Consider the following 17,384-nt stretch of genomic DNA (forward strand, 5'->3'; position numbering starts at 1 on the left):
ACCAGCCGGGAGGTACCCCGTGGTCAAGCTCAACAAGATCTACACCCGCACTGGCGACGATGGCACCACCGGTCTCGGCTCCGGCGAGCGGCGGCTGAAATCCGACCTTCGCATCGACGCCTACGGCACGGTCGACGAGGCCAATGCCTGCATCGGCATGGCCCGCATTCATACCGCGGCAGTAAATCCGGCGATCGATGCGATGCTCGGCCGCATCCAGAACGACCTTTTCGACCTCGGCGCCGATCTGGCAGTCCCCGATAATGGCAAGCCGCTCGACTACGAGCCGTTGCGCATCATCGCCTCGCAGACCGACCGCATCGAACAGGATATCGATCTCCTCAACAAGGACCTTGAGCCGCTCAAATCCTTCGTGCTCAACGGCGGAACGCCGGCAGCGGCTGCCCTTCACCTCGCCCGCACGGTGGCCCGCCGCGCCGAGCGCATCATGGTGGCGCTGTCGCAAGATCCAGACGAGCAGGTCAACCGCGAGGCGATAAGATACATCAACCGTGTCTCGGACTTTCTGTTCGTCGCCGCACGCGCGGTCAATGACAACGGAAATGCCGACGTGCTATGGGTTCCCGGCAAGAACCGCTGAATCTGCCGGAACCGGGAGAGGCCTGATGTTTATCCCGCTTTATGACACCAACCGGCTGCGGCACATCAAGCTGCAATATGTGACGATCAGCCTGATCGCGCTCAACGTGCTGATCTACTTTGTCACCACATTGGGCGGCGAGGATTTCGCCAACGCCGCGGTGATGGGCCTCGGTTTCATCCCGTCGGTTGTGCATGACAGCGTCGAGCTCGCTCCGCAATTTGTCGTCATTCCGGAGAGCCTGAGCTATCTGACCTATTCCTTCCTGCACGCGGATATCTTCCACCTCGGCGGCAACATGCTGTTCCTGTGGGTGTTCGGCGACAATGTCGAGGATGCACTTGGCCATGTCCGCTACCTCGTCTTCTACCTGCTTTGCGCCATCGCCGGCGCTTTCCTCCAGGGTCTGGTTGCCTGGGATTCGCGGGTGCCACTGATTGGCGCGTCGGGCGCCATCGCCGGTGTGGTCGCCGCCTATCTGATCCTTTATCCGCGGGTGAAGGTATGGGTGCTGGTCTTCGCGCGCATCCCGTTGCGCATCCCGGCCTTCATCCCGCTGATCCTGTGGATCCTTTTCCAGATCTTCATGTTCGCCCAGGGGGGCGAGGATCAGGTTTCCTGGGCCTGCCATATCGGCGGCATCATCGCTGGAGCCGTGCTGGTGCTTGTCTTGCGCAGCCGCGGCGTACCGCTACTCGCCGGCGCGGACGAGGAGCCGGCCGTGGTCGCCGGTCCGGTGCCCGTAGCCGTGGAGCCGGCGCCAAGCGACTCACAACCTGCGCAGCCGGCGCCGCGCTGGGGCCGGGGGACCGTTTCCGGTCCGGACTGAACCGATTTGAGTGCTTCCCCGAGCATCCGAGTGCGCCCCGGATATTGACGCGCGGGGTCGCCGCAACTACGGAAGCGCCACCCTACTGGCGTGGCGAAGACCAGAATTCCGTCCGGAATGTCGGCTTTCGACAACTCTGAAGAGGTGCACGCTGCTATAGCGCGCCCGACGAGCGTGAAGAGACTATCGTGAAAGAGGTGACAGGCAAATGAAGATCCTTGTGCCCGTGAAGCGGGTTGTGGATGCGAACGTCAAGGTCCGGGTGAAGGCGGACGGTTCGGCGGTGGAACTCGCCAACGTCAAGATGGCGATGAACCCGTTCGACGAGATCGCGGTCGAAGAGGCGATCCGGCTGAAGGAAGCTGGCAAGGCCGAAGAGATCATCGTCGTGTCGATCGGGCCGCAGCAGGCACAGGAGACCTTGCGCACGGCGCTCGCCATGGGCGCCGACCGCGCCATCCTGGTCAAGACCGACGAGCAGACTGAGCCGCTGGGCGTCGCCAAGGTGCTGAAGGGCGTCGTCGAGGCAGAACAGCCCGGCCTTGTCATTCTCGGCAAGCAGGCGATCGACGACGATTCCAACCAGACCGGCCAGATGCTGGCCGCGCTTCTAGGCTGGGCGCAGGGCACCTTCGCCTCCAAGATCGTGCTCGACGGTGACAAGGCCACGGTGACGCGCGAGGTCGATGGCGGCCTGCAGACGCTGGAACTGAAGATGCCGGCGATCGTCACGGCCGATTTGCGGCTGAATCAGCCACGCTACGCGTCTCTGCCCAACATCATGAAGGCCAAGAAGAAGCCGCTCGACGAGAAGAGCCCTGCCGATTACGGCGCCGACGTCAAGCCGCGGCTTAAAGTGATCAAGACCGAGGAGCCGGGCGGCCGCAAGGCGGGCGTCAAGGTCAAGAGCGTCGCCGAACTGGTAGACAAGCTGAAGAACGAAGCCGGCGTGCTCTAAGGAAATCCGATGAGGCCGGCCTGCAAACGGCCGGTTTCTCCGCTTCCGGTGCTCACGTACTGAAGTACGCTCCGCTCCGGTTCTCGAAACCAACCGTTTTCGACTCGGCCTGACCGGATTTCAGGAGCCTCGAAGACGAAAGTCAGGAAAACATCATGGCTATTCTTCTGATTGCCGAACACGACAACGCTGCGCTTTCCGACCAGACCGCCAAGGCGCTTTCGGCGGCGCTGCAGATCGGTTCGGACGTGCATGTGCTGGTTGCCGGCAAAGGTGCCAAGCCGGCAGCGGACGCCGCCGCCAAGCTCAAGGGCGTCACCAAGGTGCTGCTCGCCGACGCCGACGAACTGACCGAGCGTCTCGCCGAACCGCTGGCGGCACTCGTCGTTTCGCTTGCTGAGCCATACGAGACGATCATCGCGCCGGCGACCTCGTCGGGCAAGAACGTCGCGCCCCGCGTGGCGGCGCTGCTCGATGTCGCCCAGATATCTGAAATCATCGAAGTCGTGTCGCCCGACACCTTCAAGCGGCCGATCTATGCCGGCAACGCCATCCAGACGGTGCAGTCCAGTGACGCCAAGAAGGTCATCACGGTGCGTACCGCTTCCTTCCAGGCAGCGCCCGAGGGCGGTTCCGCGCCGGTCGAGACGGTCCAGGCGGCGGCCAATCCCGGCCTGTCGAGCTTTGTCGAGAACAAGCTCTCCGAGACCGACCGTCCAGAGCTGACCTCGGCCAAGATCATCATCTCGGGCGGCCGTGCGCTGGGCTCCTCCGAGAAGTTCCAGGAGGTCATCCTGCCGGTCGCCGACAAGCTCGGTGCGGCGGTTGGCGCATCTCGCGCCGCCGTCGATGCCGGCTATGCGCCGAACGACTGGCAGGTCGGCCAGACCGGCAAGGTGGTAGCGCCCGACCTTTATATTGCCGTCGGCATCTCCGGTGCCATCCAGCACCTTGCCGGCATGAAGGATTCGAAGGTGATCGTTGCCATCAACAAGGACGAGGAAGCGCCGATCTTCCAGGTCGCTGACTACGGTCTCGTCGGCGATCTCTTCGTCATTCTGCCGGAACTGCAAAAGGCGCTTTGACGCCTTCTGCCAAAGCGTATTAAATTCTGAGGGGTGGGGTAGACGAAGTCGCCCCGCCCTTTTAGTTTGCACTGCACAAAAAACGGGCCGCAAAGGCCTCGACGGGATCGGGTAATGAGCAAGATCGAAACGATCGGCATCATCGGCGCGGGCCAGATGGGTGGCGGCATCGCCCATGTGTCGGCGCTGGCGGGCTATAAGGTGCTGGTTTACGATATTTCGCCCGACCGCATCGAAAAGGGCATCGCTACGATCAGCGGCAACATGGCCCGTCAGGTCGGCTCAGGCAAACTCGAGGAAAAGCTGCGCAATGAGGCGATGGCGCGCATTTCGGCGGCACCGGCCATGGCCGACCTTGCGGGCGCCGATCTGGTGATCGAAGCAGCGACGGAGGACGAGACGGTCAAGCGCAAGATCTACGCCCAGCTCTGCCCGCAGCTCAACCCCGAGGCCATCCTGGCGACGAACACGTCATCGATCTCGATCACACGGCTGGCTTCGCAGACCGACCGGCCGGAACGCTTCATCGGCATACATTTCATGAATCCGGTTCCGGTGATGAAGCTGGTCGAACTGGTGCGCGGCATCGCCACCGAGGACCAGACCTTCGAGGCGGCAAAAACCTATGTGAAGCAGCTCGACAAGACGATCACCGTCTCGGAGGATTTCCCGGCCTTCATCGTCAACCGCATCCTGCTGCCGATGATCAACGAGGCGATCTACACGCTCTATGAAGGTGTCGGCTCGGTCGACGCCATCGATACCGCCATGAAGCTCGGCGCCAACCATCCGATGGGGCCGCTGCAGCTTGCCGATTTCATCGGGCTCGATACCTGCCTGTCGATCATGCAGGTGCTGCATGACGGGCTGTCGGATTCGAAATACCGCCCCTGCCCGCTGCTGGTCAAATATGTCGAGGCCGGCTGGCTCGGCCGCAAGACCGGGCGCGGCTTCTACGACTATCGCGGCGAGCATCCCGTTCCGACACGCTGATCGCCTCGCTACCAGCGCACAAAAAGTCGTCCGCCGAGCGCCCCGAGCACGGCAAGGATGGCGACCGCGATCGTATACCAGGTGCCGACGAAAAGCGGCGAATCGTCGAAGCAATGCGCCGCATAGAAGGTCGCCGCCAGCCCGCCGGCAAGCAGGCCCGCGGCCGCACCGGCAAGCACCGGCCTTGTCGGCGCGCCATGGCGCAGCACCGCGAGAAAGACGGCAAGCGGGCCGATCCCGATCAACGGAATGAAGGTCAGGCAGATGACCATGTTCGTGCCGACCAGGCGCGTGCCCCAGTCGGACGCAGGCACGGCGAAGAGTTCGAAAATCACAGCCACAATCACCAGCAGCGGCGCGGCGATCATCCAGCTCACCGCCCGGCCGGTCGATGCACCGGGCGTCGACAGCCCACGCACCAGGACAAAGGCGCTGACGGCAAGAGCAATCGTGAAGACGAATTTGGACAGGAACCGCATCGTGTGCATGGCGATCGCAATGTCGGGGCGCGGGCCGATCGTCAGCCAGAAAACCGCGGCCGCGATCACGATGGCCACACCGGCGGCAAGCCACCAGGCGGTGCCTAGCGGCAGCGCCTTGCTGCGGGCATCGGCGTCAAGCGCCCTGATGAAATCTTCGGTCCTCATGTTATTCTTATTCCCGCCCCGCCCTGAACCGTTTGGCAATGGCGGCAAGCCCGCGGTGCAGTGACACCCGCACAGCCGTCTCGCTGATGCCGAATTTGGCCGCGGTCTCACCGATTGACCGGCCTTCGACCGATACGGCCGAGACGACGGAACGCTGTGCCGGCGACAGGCTGTCGAGCGCCCGGTTGACGTCGCGCTCGCTCACCGTCTCCGATTCCGGCTCGGCAAAGGTCTCGGCGATTTCGTCGATCTCGATCTCGATCCGCCGACCGCGCCGCCGGAACGCATCGATCAGCTTGAAGCGGGCTATTGCATAGACCCAAGGCAGCACCGGCGCATCATGGCGCCAGGTGTGTCGTTTCACATGAATGGCCAGCAAGGTTTCCTGCACGACATCCTCGGGATCCACCCCGCCCTGCACGATCTTGCGCCGGGCAAAGCCACGAACGAGCGCGGCGATCCGGTGCAGAAAGTCGGCATAGGCTCTTTCGTCTCCGGCGATCGCGGCCCGCAACAGCCGTGAAAGCTCGGCTTCGTCCTTGCCGCTCACAAGAGTTCACTCCCCGATATTCGCGTCTCGGCGCTGATTTGTTACGTGGCCGGCGAAATAATGTCCAAGGCAAATTAGCTGAGCATCACGAAAGTTTGCTCCTTTTGAGCGATTGAGTGGGTCAGCAATGTTGACTGCACCAGTCAGGTATTGGTACGTGCAGCGTGCCAAGCCAAAGACCATCGAAATCGAGGACGACGCCATGAAATATGCTCTTTCCGCCCTTGCCGGTGCGACAGCACTTGCAATCAGCCTGATCGCCGGCCCGGCAATAGCAGAGGACGAGGGCATCGTCGTTTACAACGCCCAGCACGAAAACCTGACCAAGGCCTGGGCGGAGGGATTCACCAAGGAAACCGGCATCAAGGTTACCGTCCGCAATGGCGGCGACAGCGATTTCTCCAATCAGATCGTTGCGGAAGGCACCGCTTCGCCCGCCGATGTATTCCTGACGGAGAATTCGCCGGCCATGGCATTGGTCGAGGCGGCCGGCCTGTTCGCACCGGTCGGCACCGAGACGCTGGCCCAGGTTCCGCAGGAGTACCAGCCGGCGAGCGGCAAATGGGTCGGCGTCGCCGCGCGCAGCACCGTCTTTGCCTACAACAAGACCAAGCTGAGCGCCGACCAGCTGCCCAAATCGCTGCTCGATCTCGCCGATCCGAGCTGGAAGGGCCGCTGGGCCGCTTCGCCCTCCGGCGCCGATTTCCAGGCGATCGTCAGCGCGCTTCTGCAGCTCAAGGGTGAGGCGGCGACGGCCGAATGGCTGAAGGCGATGAAGGAGAATTTTACCGCCTATAAGGGCAACAGCACGGTGATGAAGGCGGTCAATGCCGGCGAGGTCGAAGGCGGCGTGATCTATCACTATTACTACTACGGCGATCAGGCCAAGACCGGCGAGAACAGCAAGAACGTCGAGTTGCACTATTTCAAGCATCAGGATCCCGGTGCTTTCGTGTCGATTTCCGGCGGCGGCGTGCTGGCCTCGAGCAAGCACCCGAAGGAAGCGCAGGCTTTCCTGAAATGGGTCACCGGCAATCGTGGCCAGGACGTGCTGAAAACAGGCGATTCGTTCGAATACGCAGTCGGCAAGGGCGCCGAGTCCAATCCGAAGCTGGTGCCGCTGGCCGATCTGCAGGCGCCGAAAGTCGACCCGACGACGCTGAACTCGAAAAAGGTGACCGACCTGATGACGGCGGCCGGCTTGCTTTAGCCGGCGTTCGTCCTAAAAGGGCAACCGACTGCGCTCCTGTGGGAATTCGCTTTCCACAGGAGCGCTCTGTTTTCAAGATGGCATTTGCCTATGACCACAAGCTACCCGCGAGATTATCCGCCGCCGATCGTTTCCGCCTCCGGGCGGAGCTGGCGCAACGTCTGATCTGATGCAATCCGCGATCGATCTCGCACGCCCAGGCTTGCCGGCCGACGCCACGGCCGTGCGGGCACGTCGTTGGTCGGTCTCATGGATTGCGTTGACTGCCGTCTTTGTCTCGCTTTTCGCGCTGCTGCCGCTTGCCTTCATCGTCTGGGTGGCGGTGCAGACCGGCTGGGAAACGGTGGCGGCGCTGGTGTTCAGGCCGCGCGTCGGCGAACTTCTGGTCAACACCAGCCTGCTGGTGGTGTTGGCGGTGCCGATCTCGATCGTGCTGTCGGTGGCGCTGGCCTGGCTGACCGAGCGCAGCGATCTGCCGGGTGCCCGCCTATGGGCCTGGCTGTCGGTGGCGCCGCTCGCCATTCCGGCCTTCGTCCACAGTTACGCCTGGGTCACCATGGTGCCCAGACTGCACGGCCTGTGGGCCGGCGTGCTTGTGTCGGTCATCGCCTATTTCCCCTTCCTTTATCTGCCGGTGGCGGCGGCATTGCGCCGGCTCGATCCCGCTCTCGAGGATGCAGCGGCAGCCCTTGGTCTCGGCCCGTGGCGTGTGTTCAGGCGTGTCGTGCTGCCGCAGCTCCGGCTCGCCATTTGCGGCGGCTCCCTGCTGGTCGGCCTGCATCTCCTGGCCGAATACGGGCTCTATGTCTTCATCCGCTTCGACACCTTCACCACCGCGATCGTCGACCAGTTTCAGTCGACCTTCAACGGTCCCGCCGCCAACATGCTGGCCGGCGTGCTGGTGACCTGCTGCCTTGTGCTGCTCGGGCTGGAGGCGCTGGTGCGCGGCGAGGAGCGCTATGCCCGCGTCGGTTCGGGTGCTGCGCGCCAGCAGCAGCGCACGGGCCTTGGGCGCGCCACCATTCCTTGCCTGCTGCTGCCTGCCATTACCACGCTGCTGGCGCTCGGCGTGCCGTTCGCCACTATCGGCCGCTGGCTCATGGCCGGCGGCGCCGATGTCTGGCGGCTCGACGAGATCGGCCTGGCGCTTGGCCAAACGGTGTTCCTAGCAATTGCCGGCGCGCTGCTCGCCACCGTCGCGGCAATGCCGATGGCGTGGATTTCGATCCGCGCGCCGGGGCGGCTGCAACGCGTCCTGGAGGGCTGCAACTATATCGTCGGCGCGTTGCCCGGCGTTGTCATCGCCCTGGCGCTGGTCACCATCGCCGTGCGTATCGCCATGCCGCTCTACCAGACCCTGTTCACCATCCTGGTCGCCTATGCGCTGATGTTCCTGCCGCGCGCCCTGATTAGCCTCAGGGCGTCGATCGCACAGGCGCCGGTCGAGCTCGAACGCGCCGCCTCCAGCCTCGGCCGGTCGCCGCTCAAGGCGCTGTGGTCGACGACCATCCGCCTGTCGGCGCCGGGCGCCGCAGCCGGCATGGCGTTGGTCGCGCTGGGTATCATGAACGAATTGACCGCAACCCAGATGCTGGCGCCCAACGGCACTCGCACGCTGGCCATGGCGTTCTGGTCCTATAGCGGCGAGATCGACTATGCGTCGGCGGCGCCTTATGCCCTGATCATGGTGGCGATGTCGCTGCCTTTGACCTGGTTGCTCTACGTCCAGTCGAAGCGGATGGCCGGGCGATGAGCTTTCTCGAGCTGAGCGGCATCCACAAGCACTACGGGCCCGTCGCAGCACTTGCCGGCGTCGACCTCAGCGTGGCCAGCGGCAGCCGTACGGCAATCGTCGGGCCGTCCGGTTGCGGCAAGACCACCTTGCTGCGGCTGATCGCCGGCTTCGAGGCGCCGGACCAGGGCCGCATCGTGCTCGATGGCGAGGTGCTGGCCGATGGCGACACGGCCGTGCCGGCGCATCGCCGCGGCATCGGGCTGGTGGCGCAGGACGGCGCTCTATTCCCGCATCTGAGCATCGCCGCCAATATCGGCTTCGGCATGGGCCGTCACGAGGAAAAGCGCAGCGAGCGCATCGCCGAGCTCGCCTATGTCGTCGGGCTGGACAAAGGGATCCTGAAGCGCCGTCCGCACGAACTCTCCGGCGGCCAGCAGCAGCGCGTCGCGCTCGCCCGCGCCATGGCCATGAAGCCGCGGCTGATGCTGCTCGACGAGCCGTTCTCGGCGCTCGACACCGGCCTGCGCGCCTCGATGCGCAAGGCCGTGGCCGAGCTCCTTGAAACCGCCGGCATCACCACCATCCTGGTCACCCACGACCAGGCCGAGGCGCTGTCATTCGCCAGCCAGGTCGCGGTGATGCGCGACGGCAAATTCTCGCAGGTCGGCACGCCGCGCGAGCTCTATTTCAAGCCGAAGGACAGGATGGTCGCCGAGTTCCTTGGCGACGCCATCGTCCTGCCGGCAAGGATCGCCGATGGCTTCGCCATCTCGCCGCTCGGCCGCATCGCTGTCGACAGCTCGGAGCGGCGCGACGTCGCCCGCATCATGCTGCGGCCGGAGCAGGTGTTGCTGAAACGCACATCGCGTGAAGGCATGTCCGGCACGCCGGACATGCTGTTCGGCGAGGTGACAGAATCGGAGTTCGCCGGCTCGATGTGCACCATCGCGGTGCGTCTGTTGAACAGCCCCGATCCGCCCGACGCCGCCGCTATCGGCAATACGCCGTTGATCCTGCGCAAGCCGGGCATGGACGCGCCGGCGATCGGCGAGATCGTCCGGCTGACCGTGTCGGGCAAGGCGCATGTGTTTGCCTGAACGGTTTTGCGCAAGGCCGACTTCAATCGACCCGTTTGCCCGCCTGATCGAACCAATGCAGCTTTTCGGACCTGGCCACGACGCGCAATTGGTCGCCTGGCTTGGCGCTGGCGCGGCCTGAGACGCGCACGACGATGCGGCTGCCGGCTGCCACGCAATGGAGAAAGCTTTCGGCACCGACCGGTTCGACCGCTTCCACTGTTGCCGGCAGCGCGAGCGCGCCGGCCGGCGCCTCTGCCGCGAAGGTGATGTCGGCGTCCTCCGGACGAAAGCCTAGCGTCACTGCCTTGCCCTGTCGAGGCGCCAAGCCAATCACAGTACCGTCCGCCAATACCGAGCTTGGGGAGGCCCCTGTGAGCGCCAGCAGATTCATCGGCGGTGCGCCTATGAACGAAGCGACGAAGGTCGAGGCCGGTTTCTCGTACACATCAAGCGGCGCGCCGGTCTGCTCGACCAGGCCGGCGTTCATGACGACGAGGATGTCGGCCAGCGTCATCGCCTCAAGCTGGTCGTGCGTGACATAAACCGAGGTGACGCCAAGCGAGCGCTGCAGATTCTTGATCTCGATGCGCATCTGCCCGCGCAATTTCGCATCGAGGTTGGACAGCGGTTCGTCGAACAGGAAGACCTTCGGGTTGCGCACGATGGCGCGACCCATGGCGACGCGCTGGCGCTGACCGCCGGAAAGCTCGCGCGGGCGCCGGTCGAGCAGCGCCGAAAGCTCCAGCACCTTGGCAGTCGAGCGTACCCTGCTGTCGATCTCGTCATTCGGCGTGCCGCGGTTGCGCAGGCCATAGGCCATGTTGTCATAAACCTTCATATGTGGGTAGAGCGCGTAGTTCTGGAACACCATGGCGATGTCGCGCTCGGTCGGGCCAATGGCGTTGACCACCTTGCCGTCAATGGCGACTGTACCGGCAGAAATCGTCTCCAGCCCGGCGATCATCCTCAGCAGCGTAGACTTGCCGCAGCCGGACGGGCCGACCAGCACGCAAAGCTCCTTGTCAGGAATGGCGATGGAAACGCCCTTCACGGCCTCGACGCCGCTGGGATAGATTTTCCTGACATCCTTCAGATCCACGGTCGCCATCGGCTTCTCACTTTTCGGATTCGACCAGACCGCGCACGAACCAGCGTTGCATCAGCACGACCACCAGGATCGGCGGCACGATGGCCAGCATTGCCGTGACCATCACGAGGTGCCATTGGGTGTCGGCATCGGCGAAGGAAACCATCTTTCTCAGCGCGATGACGATGGTGTTCATGTCGTTGCTGTTGGTGACGAGCAGCGGCCAAAGATACTGCGTCCAGCCATAGATGAAGAGGATCACGAACAGCGCGGCGATGTTTGTCCGCGACAGCGGCACCAGAATATCGAAAAAGAAGCGCCATGGCCCGGCACCGTCGACACGCGCCGCCTCGACCAATTCGCCCGGTATGGTCATGAAGAACTGGCGAAACAGCAGCGTTGCGGTGGCCGAGGCGATCAGCGGGACGATCAGGCCGGCATAGGTGTCGATCATGCCGAGATCGACCATCACCTTGTAGGTCGGCAGGATGCGCACCTCGACTGGAAGCATCAAGGTGATGAAGATCAGCCAGAAGAAGGTCATGCGCAGCGGAAAGCGAAAGAACACGATCGCGTAGGCCGACAGGATCGAGATGAAGATCTTTCCCACCGCAACGCCGAGCGCCATGATCGTAGTGTTGAGCAGCAGCCTGCCGACGCTGACCCCGCCGATACGACCGACGCCGCCGAATAGCGCCTCGCTGTAATTGTTCCATAGCTGGCCGCCGGGCAAGAGCGGCAGGGGCGGCCTGAGGATCGTTTGCAGCGTGTGCGTCGAGGCAACGAAGGTGTAGTAGATCGGAAAAGCCACGATCAATATGCCGAGGATGAGCACGGCATGGGCGATGAAGGTGCGGAGCGGGGACTGGCCGATCATCGCTGCCCTCAGCCGTAATGGACTTTGCGTTCCACATAGCGGAACTGGATCGCTGTGAGCGCAATGACGATGGCCATCAGGATGACCGACTGCGCCGCCGAATCGCCCAGGATCAGATTGACGAAGCCGTCATTGTAGACCTTGTAGACCAGCGTCTCTGTCGTCTTGCCCGGCCCGCCGCCGGTGACGGCATGAACGATGCCGAACGTGTCGAACAGGGCATAGACGGTGTTGACGACCAGCAGGAAAAAGGTTGTCGGCGCAAGCAGCGGGAAGACGATGGTCCAGAAGCGCTTGGTTTCGCCGGCGCCGTCCATGGCCGCCGCTTCGATCAGCGTTTTCGGCACCGCCTGCAGGCCGGCGACGAAGAACAGGAAGTTGTAGCTGATCTGCTTCCAGGCAGCAGCCGACACCAGCAGGATCATGGCGTGGGTGCCGTTGAGCAGCGGGTCCCATACGATGCCGAGGCTTCTCAGCAAATAGGCCAACGAGCCGATCGAGGGATTGAACAGGAAAAGCCAAAGCATGCCGGCAATCGCCGGCGCCACGGCGTAAGGCCATATCAACAGTGTGCGGTAGAGGCCTTTGCCGCGCACGGCCTTCTCGGCCATGACCGCAAGCAGCAGGGCCACAACCATGGCAACGATCGCGGTCGCAAGAGAGAACACTACTGTGACCTTGATCGAGTTGAGGTAGGCCGGATCGGCCAGCACCTTCCGGAAATTGGCCAACCAGACGAACCTGCTCTTCAGCCCGAACGGGTCTTGCCTGAGCATCGACTGGTAAAGCGCCTGACCGGCCGGCCAGTAGAAGAAAACCAGGGTGATGGCGAGTTGTGGCGCCACCAGCAGGTAGGGCAGGATCTTGTTGGGAAAGACGACGCGTGGAGACAGGCTGATTTCCCTCGCTATCCAGGTATCGCCCGCGCGAGCTCGCGTGGGCGATATTCCAACCGACTAACCGAGATAATCCCGTCAGTTCTCCAGCGCTTCCTTGATCGCCGCGTTGCCGCGCGCAACCGCATTGTCGAGTGCCTGCTGGGCGGTTTGCTGGCCGGCCAGCATCTTCTCCAGCTCCTCGTTCTGGATATCACGCACCTGCGGCAGATTCGGCAGGCGCACGCCCTTCGAATTGTCGGTCGGCGACTTGCCGATCATCTGCAGGATGGGTGTCTCGCGGCCGGGGTTCTTGTCATAGAAGCCTGATTTCTTAGTCGCCTCGTATGCCGCAAGCGTCACTGGCAAATATCCCGACTTCTGGTGCAGATATTCCTGCACATCGGTCTTGGACAGATAGGCAAAGAAGGCCGCGACGCCCTTGTATTCCTCGTCCGACTTGTTGCCGAACACCCACAGGCTGGCACCGCCCGGCGTCGTGTTCTGCGGGGCACCCTTGGCGTCACTGTCGTAAGGAAGCTGGCCGATGCCATAGTTCATGCCGGACTTGACGATATCGCCGAGGCCGCCCGACGATTCGGTGAAGATGCCGCATTCGCCGGCGAGGAATATCTGCTTGGCTTCGGAGGTGCGCCCGCCATATTTGAATGTGCCGTCCTTGGCCAGGTCAGCGAGCGCCTGGAAGTGGTTGACGAAAATCGGCGCATTGATCTTGAGTTCGACATCACCGCCGGCCAGGCCATTCTGCTGGGTGGCCCAAGGCACGTCATTCCACGCCGCGAAATTCTCCAGGTGGATCCAGGTCAGCCAGGTCGAGGTATAGCCGCAAGGGGCGGCGCCGCTCGTCTTGATCTTCTTGGCAGCTTCCCACACCTCGTTCCACGTCTTGGGCGGATTGTTCACGTCGAGGCCTGCCTTCTGGAAGATGTCCTTGTTGTAATAGAGGATCGGCGAGGAAGAGTTGTAGGGGAACGATAGCATGGTGCCGTCCGGCTTCGAATAATAGCCGACGATGCCGGGCAGATACTGGCTCTTGTCGAAAGTCATCCCGGCGCCGGTCATCACATCGGCCACCGGCTTTATCGCACCCTCGGCCGCCATCATCACGCCGGTGCCGACGTCGAACACCTGGAGGATATCGGGCGCTTGCCCGGCACGAAAGGCAGCGATGCCGGCATTCAGCGTCTCCGGATAGGTGCCCTTGAACACCGGAACGAGCTCATAGTCGCTCTGGCTGGCGTTGAAATCCTTGGAGATCTTGGCGACGACCTCGGCGTTGGCGCCGGTCATGGCGTGCCACCAGCTGATCTGCGTGACGGCGAAGGCGGAGGTGGTGGAAAGCAGGGTCACGGTGGCGGCGATACCGGCCGCAAAGCCGAAGAACTTCATGTTTCATCTCCCGTTTGTCATTGGCGAAAGGGGCACTTCCGCAAAGCCAATATGTGGCGCTGATGACAATCGGACAACGGTTTTATTGCGGATCAATGAACATCATTCCTTCCTAAAGTGCACTCGCTACTGAAACCGGGCGCCAGAAATCACATCACCGTCTTTTCGGCGCAGCGGCGTCGGTTTTCCCCCGAAAAGACCCGCCTCATGGCCCACGGGTTAACCATTCGTTAAAATCTCCAAGAGCTAATCAGTCACACCTCCCCTGTTAATTTTGGCAGACCGAGTGAACCAGGATGCTGACGGTCTATAATTGTATTGTAAGTCAGCACGATCCGAGACTGGTTGCGCTTGCCGCACTCATCTGTGGAATTTCTTGCTTCTCAGCGGTTAATCTCCTTAAGCATGTCGGCCGATCGACCGAGCGAAACCGGCTTGTCTGGCTGATGATCGCCGCGGCCTCGACCGGGTTCGGCATATGGGCGACGCATTTCATCGCCATGACCGCGTTTACGCCGGGAATACCGAACGCATACAATCCGGGATTATCCGCCTTTTCGCTTGCCGCCGCCGTTATCATGACCGCGCTTGGGATGTGGGTCGCCACCTTGCGCCGCGGCATCGACCATTTCCTCGTCGGTGGCGCCATTCTGGGCGGCGCCATCGCGACGATGCACTACATCGGCATGGCAGCTTTCGAGGTCGAAGGCCGGGTCGTATGGAACCTGCTCCTTGTCGCGATATCGCTTCTGGCCGGCGTGACCCTCGCGGCACTGGCGCTCCTTGTCGTCTTGCGCCGTCCGTCAGCGCTCGCGACTTTCGGCGGCGCCGCGCTTTTGACGCTGGCGATTTGCAGCTTGCATTTCATCGCGATGGCCGCGGTGTCGATCATTCCGGATTCCTCGATTGAAATATCCGAACATTCCATCGAGCCCATTTCCCAGGCCTTTGCCGCAGCGGTCGCCAGCCTGATAATCCTTGTGCTATCGGGTGCCGCGCTGTGGATCGACCTGCGCTTTCGCCGCCAGAAGCTCGAGGCCGATCGCATGCACGATCTCGCCAATGCGGCGGTGGAAGGTCTGATCGTTTGCGATGGCACCCGCATTGTCAGCGCCAATGACAGTATGGCGAAGCTGACCGGAACAGCGACAGCCACCCTGAACACGATGCAATTCGGCGAGCTTTTCGACGGACAGAGCGCAGCCGATATGTCCGGCTTCGGCGAACAGGCGCAGGAAGCGAAGTTAAGGGGCAGCGACGGGGCGAGAATTCCTGTCGAGCTGATCGCCAGGAAAATCACCTACTGCGGCAGGCCTCATACGGTGCTTGCCGTTCGCGACATCCGTGAGCGCAAGAAGGCAGAACAAGAGATCCTCCGCCTCGCGCATTTCGATCCGCTTACCGGGCTTGCCAATCGGCGGAGCTTTTCTTCCCGGCTGGAAGCAGAATTCGCCTCGATGGATCGTGGCGGCAAGGATGGACATCTGGCGCTCCTGCTGCTTGACCTTGACCGGTTCAAGCAAGTCAACGACCTCTATGGCCACGGGGCCGGCGATGCTATGCTGCAGAAGCTGGCGCACTGCATTTCCGGCATCCCGCGCCACGGACAGATGCTCGCGCGTCTCGGCGGCGATGAATTTGCCATCATAGCTCCGAACCTCCCCGACCCCCTGGCCGCAGGCCGGATAGCCGAGGACTTGCTGGCGGCGATCCGAGAGGAAAACAGGGTTTCGGTCGGCTCCGGCCTCGTCTCGGCCAGCATCGGCATCGCCTTCTTTCCGCTGGATGCCGAAGACCAGGCCGGCCTGATCAGCCATGCCGACACGGCACTCCATCGCGCCAAAACCGAAGGCAGGGACACTTATCGGTTTTTCGAGATGGCCATGGGCACCGCGGCCCGCGACAAGCGCGTGATGGAGCATGAATTGCGCCAGGCGATCGCCCGCAAGGAGTTCCACCTCGTCTATCAGCCGCAGAAGGAGATCCGCGGCGGCAGGATGATCGGCTTCGAAGCCCTGGTCCGTTGGCAGCACCCTGAGCGGGGTGACATTTCTCCGGCCGTTTTCATCCCGGTGGCCGAGGACAGTGGCGCTATCGCGCAGATCGGCGACTGGGTGCTGACGACGGCTTGTAACGATGCTGTTCGCTGGACAAACCCGCTGATGGTCGCCGTCAACGTCTCCGCCGTGCAACTTCACAATCCGAACTTCAGCCGCAAGGTGCACGACGCATTGACGAGATCCGGCCTGGCCCCCGGCAGGCTCGAACTGGAGATCACCGAAACGGCCCTGGTGAAGGACATGCCGCGCGCGCTGGCAACCTTGAGGCAGGTCAAGGCGCTTGGCGTGCATGTGGCGATGGACGATTTTGGCACCGGCTATTCTTCGCTGTCCAACCTCAGCGCCTTTCCCTTCGACAAGATCAAGATCGACGGGTCGTTCATCAAATCGGTCGACAAGAACGCCCAGTTCGCGGCGATCGTTCGCGCCGTGCTGGGGCTTGGACGCGGTCTCGGCTTACCGGTTCTGGCAGAAGGCATCGAGACGCCGGGTGAATTGCAGTTCCTGGACGCCGAGGCTTGCGAGATCGGGCAAGGCTACTACCTCGGCAAACCGGCTCCGATCGAGACATTCGGGGAACTGACGGGCGTGGCCGCTCCGGCAATCCGCACCGCCAGCCGACGCGGCGCAAGCATTGCCGTGCTCAAGCCGCGCCTGCGCACGGTCTGAGCCTATCCCGGCTGAAGCGCCGCCTCGACCAGACGCTTGGCATCCGGCCCCGACCATTCGGCCGGGCCATTCATATGGGCGATCAGGCAGCCTTGCCCATCGATCAGCATGGTGACCGGCAGACCGAGCGCCAGGCCGCGCGTCTTGACGTCGTTGAACAGCGCCATCGTGGCATCGCGATAGTAGCCGAGCGACTTGACGCCGGTGTCCTCCAGGAACTTCTTCGGTTTGGCATCGTCGCCGGCATCGACGTTGACGGCAACAACCTGAAACGCATCGCTGCCCATCTCCTTCTGCAGCGCATCGAGCGCCGGCATTTCGGCGCGGCAAGGTGCGCACCATGTCGCCCACAGATTGAGCAGCACCGTCTTGCCGGCATGATCGGCGATCGTCGTCGGCTTGCCGTCGGGGCCGTTGAAGGCAAGGCTTTTCAGCGATTGCGGCGGATCCGCCGGCAAAAGCGCGGCAACCTGGCCGGTGGCAGCGGCGGCGATCTTCTTGGCACGGTCGGTCTTGGCGGCGCAGGCGACGTCGTCCTTGCCGCCGCCGGCGGCCACTTGCGCGGGCGCCTTGTTGCCAGAACTGCTTTCCCTGACATATACCGCGACCGCGCCGGCCAGCACGCCCGCAACCAAAGCGGCGAGGATGAGACGCAAAGCCGGGAAAAATCTATTGCCGTCTGCCATTTTTGAAAAACTGCTCCGGAGCACGGGTTATAG

Annotated in this window: 16 protein-coding genes; 9 read left to right on the plus strand and 7 right to left on the minus strand. The window is 62.8% G+C overall.

Translation table 11 applies throughout. From position 1 onward, the window contains the following. The first annotated feature begins 19 nt into the window (after positions 1 to 19). From NKH67_RS00405 to NKH67_RS00425, 5 genes are all read left to right on the plus strand, one after another. On the plus strand, positions 20 to 601 hold the full coding sequence (locus NKH67_RS00405; protein WP_352471392.1) for a cob(I)yrinic acid a,c-diamide adenosyltransferase: 582 nt from the start codon (positions 20 to 22) through the stop codon (positions 599 to 601). Between the two features lie 25 nt (positions 602 to 626). Beyond that, positions 627 to 1,430 carry a rhomboid family intramembrane serine protease gene (locus tag NKH67_RS00410; protein WP_352471393.1) on the plus strand — a complete coding sequence of 268 codons (804 nt, stop codon included), beginning with the start codon at positions 627 to 629 and terminating at the stop codon, positions 1,428 to 1,430. A gap of 208 nt (positions 1,431 to 1,638) precedes the next feature. Further along, the gene (locus NKH67_RS00415) at positions 1,639 to 2,388 is read left to right on the plus strand and encodes an electron transfer flavoprotein subunit beta/FixA family protein (protein WP_023677947.1); all 750 of its coding nucleotides are present in this window, start codon (positions 1,639 to 1,641) and stop codon (positions 2,386 to 2,388) included. Positions 2,389 to 2,543: 155 nt separating this feature from the next. Beyond that, positions 2,544 to 3,473, plus strand: coding sequence for an electron transfer flavoprotein subunit alpha/FixB family protein (locus NKH67_RS00420; protein ID WP_023677946.1), 930 nt, complete (start codon positions 2,544 to 2,546; stop codon positions 3,471 to 3,473). 114 nt (positions 3,474 to 3,587) lie between these two features. Continuing rightward, positions 3,588 to 4,466, plus strand: coding sequence for a 3-hydroxybutyryl-CoA dehydrogenase (locus NKH67_RS00425; protein ID WP_023677945.1), 879 nt, complete (start codon positions 3,588 to 3,590; stop codon positions 4,464 to 4,466). 8 nt (positions 4,467 to 4,474) lie between these two features. On the opposite strand, the gene NKH67_RS00430 is transcribed toward NKH67_RS00425, so the two are convergent. Both NKH67_RS00430 and NKH67_RS00435 read right to left on the minus strand, forming a co-directional pair. Next, complete coding sequence (locus NKH67_RS00430; RefSeq protein WP_352471395.1) at positions 4,475 to 5,113, minus strand: NrsF family protein; 639 nt, start codon at positions 5,111 to 5,113, stop codon at positions 4,475 to 4,477. 7 nt (positions 5,114 to 5,120) lie between these two features. Continuing rightward, positions 5,121 to 5,663, minus strand: a complete 543-nt coding sequence (locus tag NKH67_RS00435) for a sigma-70 family RNA polymerase sigma factor (protein WP_352489432.1) — start codon at positions 5,661 to 5,663, stop codon at positions 5,121 to 5,123. A 202-nt stretch (positions 5,664 to 5,865) separates the two neighbouring features. Here NKH67_RS00435 and NKH67_RS00440 point away from each other — a divergent pair, with 202 nt between their 5' ends. From NKH67_RS00440 to NKH67_RS00450, 3 genes are all read left to right on the plus strand, one after another. Then, a complete protein-coding gene (locus NKH67_RS00440) occupies positions 5,866 to 6,873 on the plus strand; it encodes an iron ABC transporter substrate-binding protein (RefSeq protein WP_352471489.1) in 1,008 nt (335 codons plus the stop codon). Positions 6,874 to 7,042: 169 nt separating this feature from the next. After that, positions 7,043 to 8,626: an ABC transporter permease gene (locus tag NKH67_RS00445; protein WP_352471397.1), complete on the plus strand. Its 1,584-nt coding sequence runs from the start codon at positions 7,043 to 7,045 to the stop codon at positions 8,624 to 8,626. Continuing rightward, a complete protein-coding gene (locus tag NKH67_RS00450; protein WP_023677939.1) occupies positions 8,623 to 9,705 on the plus strand; it encodes an ABC transporter ATP-binding protein in 1,083 nt (360 codons plus the stop codon). Before NKH67_RS00445 ends, NKH67_RS00450 begins: the two co-directional genes overlap by 4 nt. A gap of 22 nt (positions 9,706 to 9,727) precedes the next feature. Here NKH67_RS00450 and ugpC read toward each other — a convergent pair whose 3' ends face one another. The 4 genes from ugpC to ugpB all read right to left on the minus strand — a co-directional run bounded on the left by ugpC (position 9,728) and on the right by ugpB (position 13,936). After that, on the minus strand, positions 9,728 to 10,795 hold the full coding sequence (ugpC, locus tag NKH67_RS00455) for a sn-glycerol-3-phosphate ABC transporter ATP-binding protein UgpC (protein ID WP_352452447.1): 1,068 nt from the start codon (positions 10,793 to 10,795) through the stop codon (positions 9,728 to 9,730). Positions 10,796 to 10,802: 7 nt separating this feature from the next. Further along, on the minus strand, positions 10,803 to 11,651 hold the full coding sequence (gene ugpE / locus NKH67_RS00460) for a sn-glycerol-3-phosphate ABC transporter permease UgpE (RefSeq protein ID WP_352471401.1): 849 nt from the start codon (positions 11,649 to 11,651) through the stop codon (positions 10,803 to 10,805). Between the two features lie 8 nt (positions 11,652 to 11,659). Further along, positions 11,660 to 12,544: a sn-glycerol-3-phosphate ABC transporter permease UgpA gene (gene ugpA, locus NKH67_RS00465; RefSeq protein ID WP_352471490.1), complete on the minus strand. Its 885-nt coding sequence runs from the start codon at positions 12,542 to 12,544 to the stop codon at positions 11,660 to 11,662. A gap of 81 nt (positions 12,545 to 12,625) precedes the next feature. After that, a complete protein-coding gene (gene ugpB / locus NKH67_RS00470; RefSeq protein ID WP_352471403.1) occupies positions 12,626 to 13,936 on the minus strand; it encodes a sn-glycerol-3-phosphate ABC transporter substrate-binding protein UgpB in 1,311 nt (436 codons plus the stop codon). A 296-nt stretch (positions 13,937 to 14,232) separates the two neighbouring features. Between ugpB and NKH67_RS00475 the strand changes: the two genes are divergently transcribed. Next, on the plus strand, positions 14,233 to 16,665 hold the full coding sequence (locus NKH67_RS00475; protein ID WP_352471404.1) for a bifunctional diguanylate cyclase/phosphodiesterase: 2,433 nt from the start codon (positions 14,233 to 14,235) through the stop codon (positions 16,663 to 16,665). Positions 16,666 to 16,667: 2 nt separating this feature from the next. Here the strand turns inward: NKH67_RS00475 and tlpA are convergent, their stop codons facing one another. After that, positions 16,668 to 17,351, minus strand: coding sequence for a thiol:disulfide interchange protein TlpA (gene tlpA, locus NKH67_RS00480; RefSeq protein ID WP_023677933.1), 684 nt, complete (start codon positions 17,349 to 17,351; stop codon positions 16,668 to 16,670). Positions 17,352 to 17,384: the final 33 nt, after the last annotated feature.

Source organism: Mesorhizobium sp. M0968 (assembly GCF_040319065.1).
Lineage (GTDB): Bacteria > Pseudomonadota > Alphaproteobacteria > Rhizobiales > Rhizobiaceae > Mesorhizobium.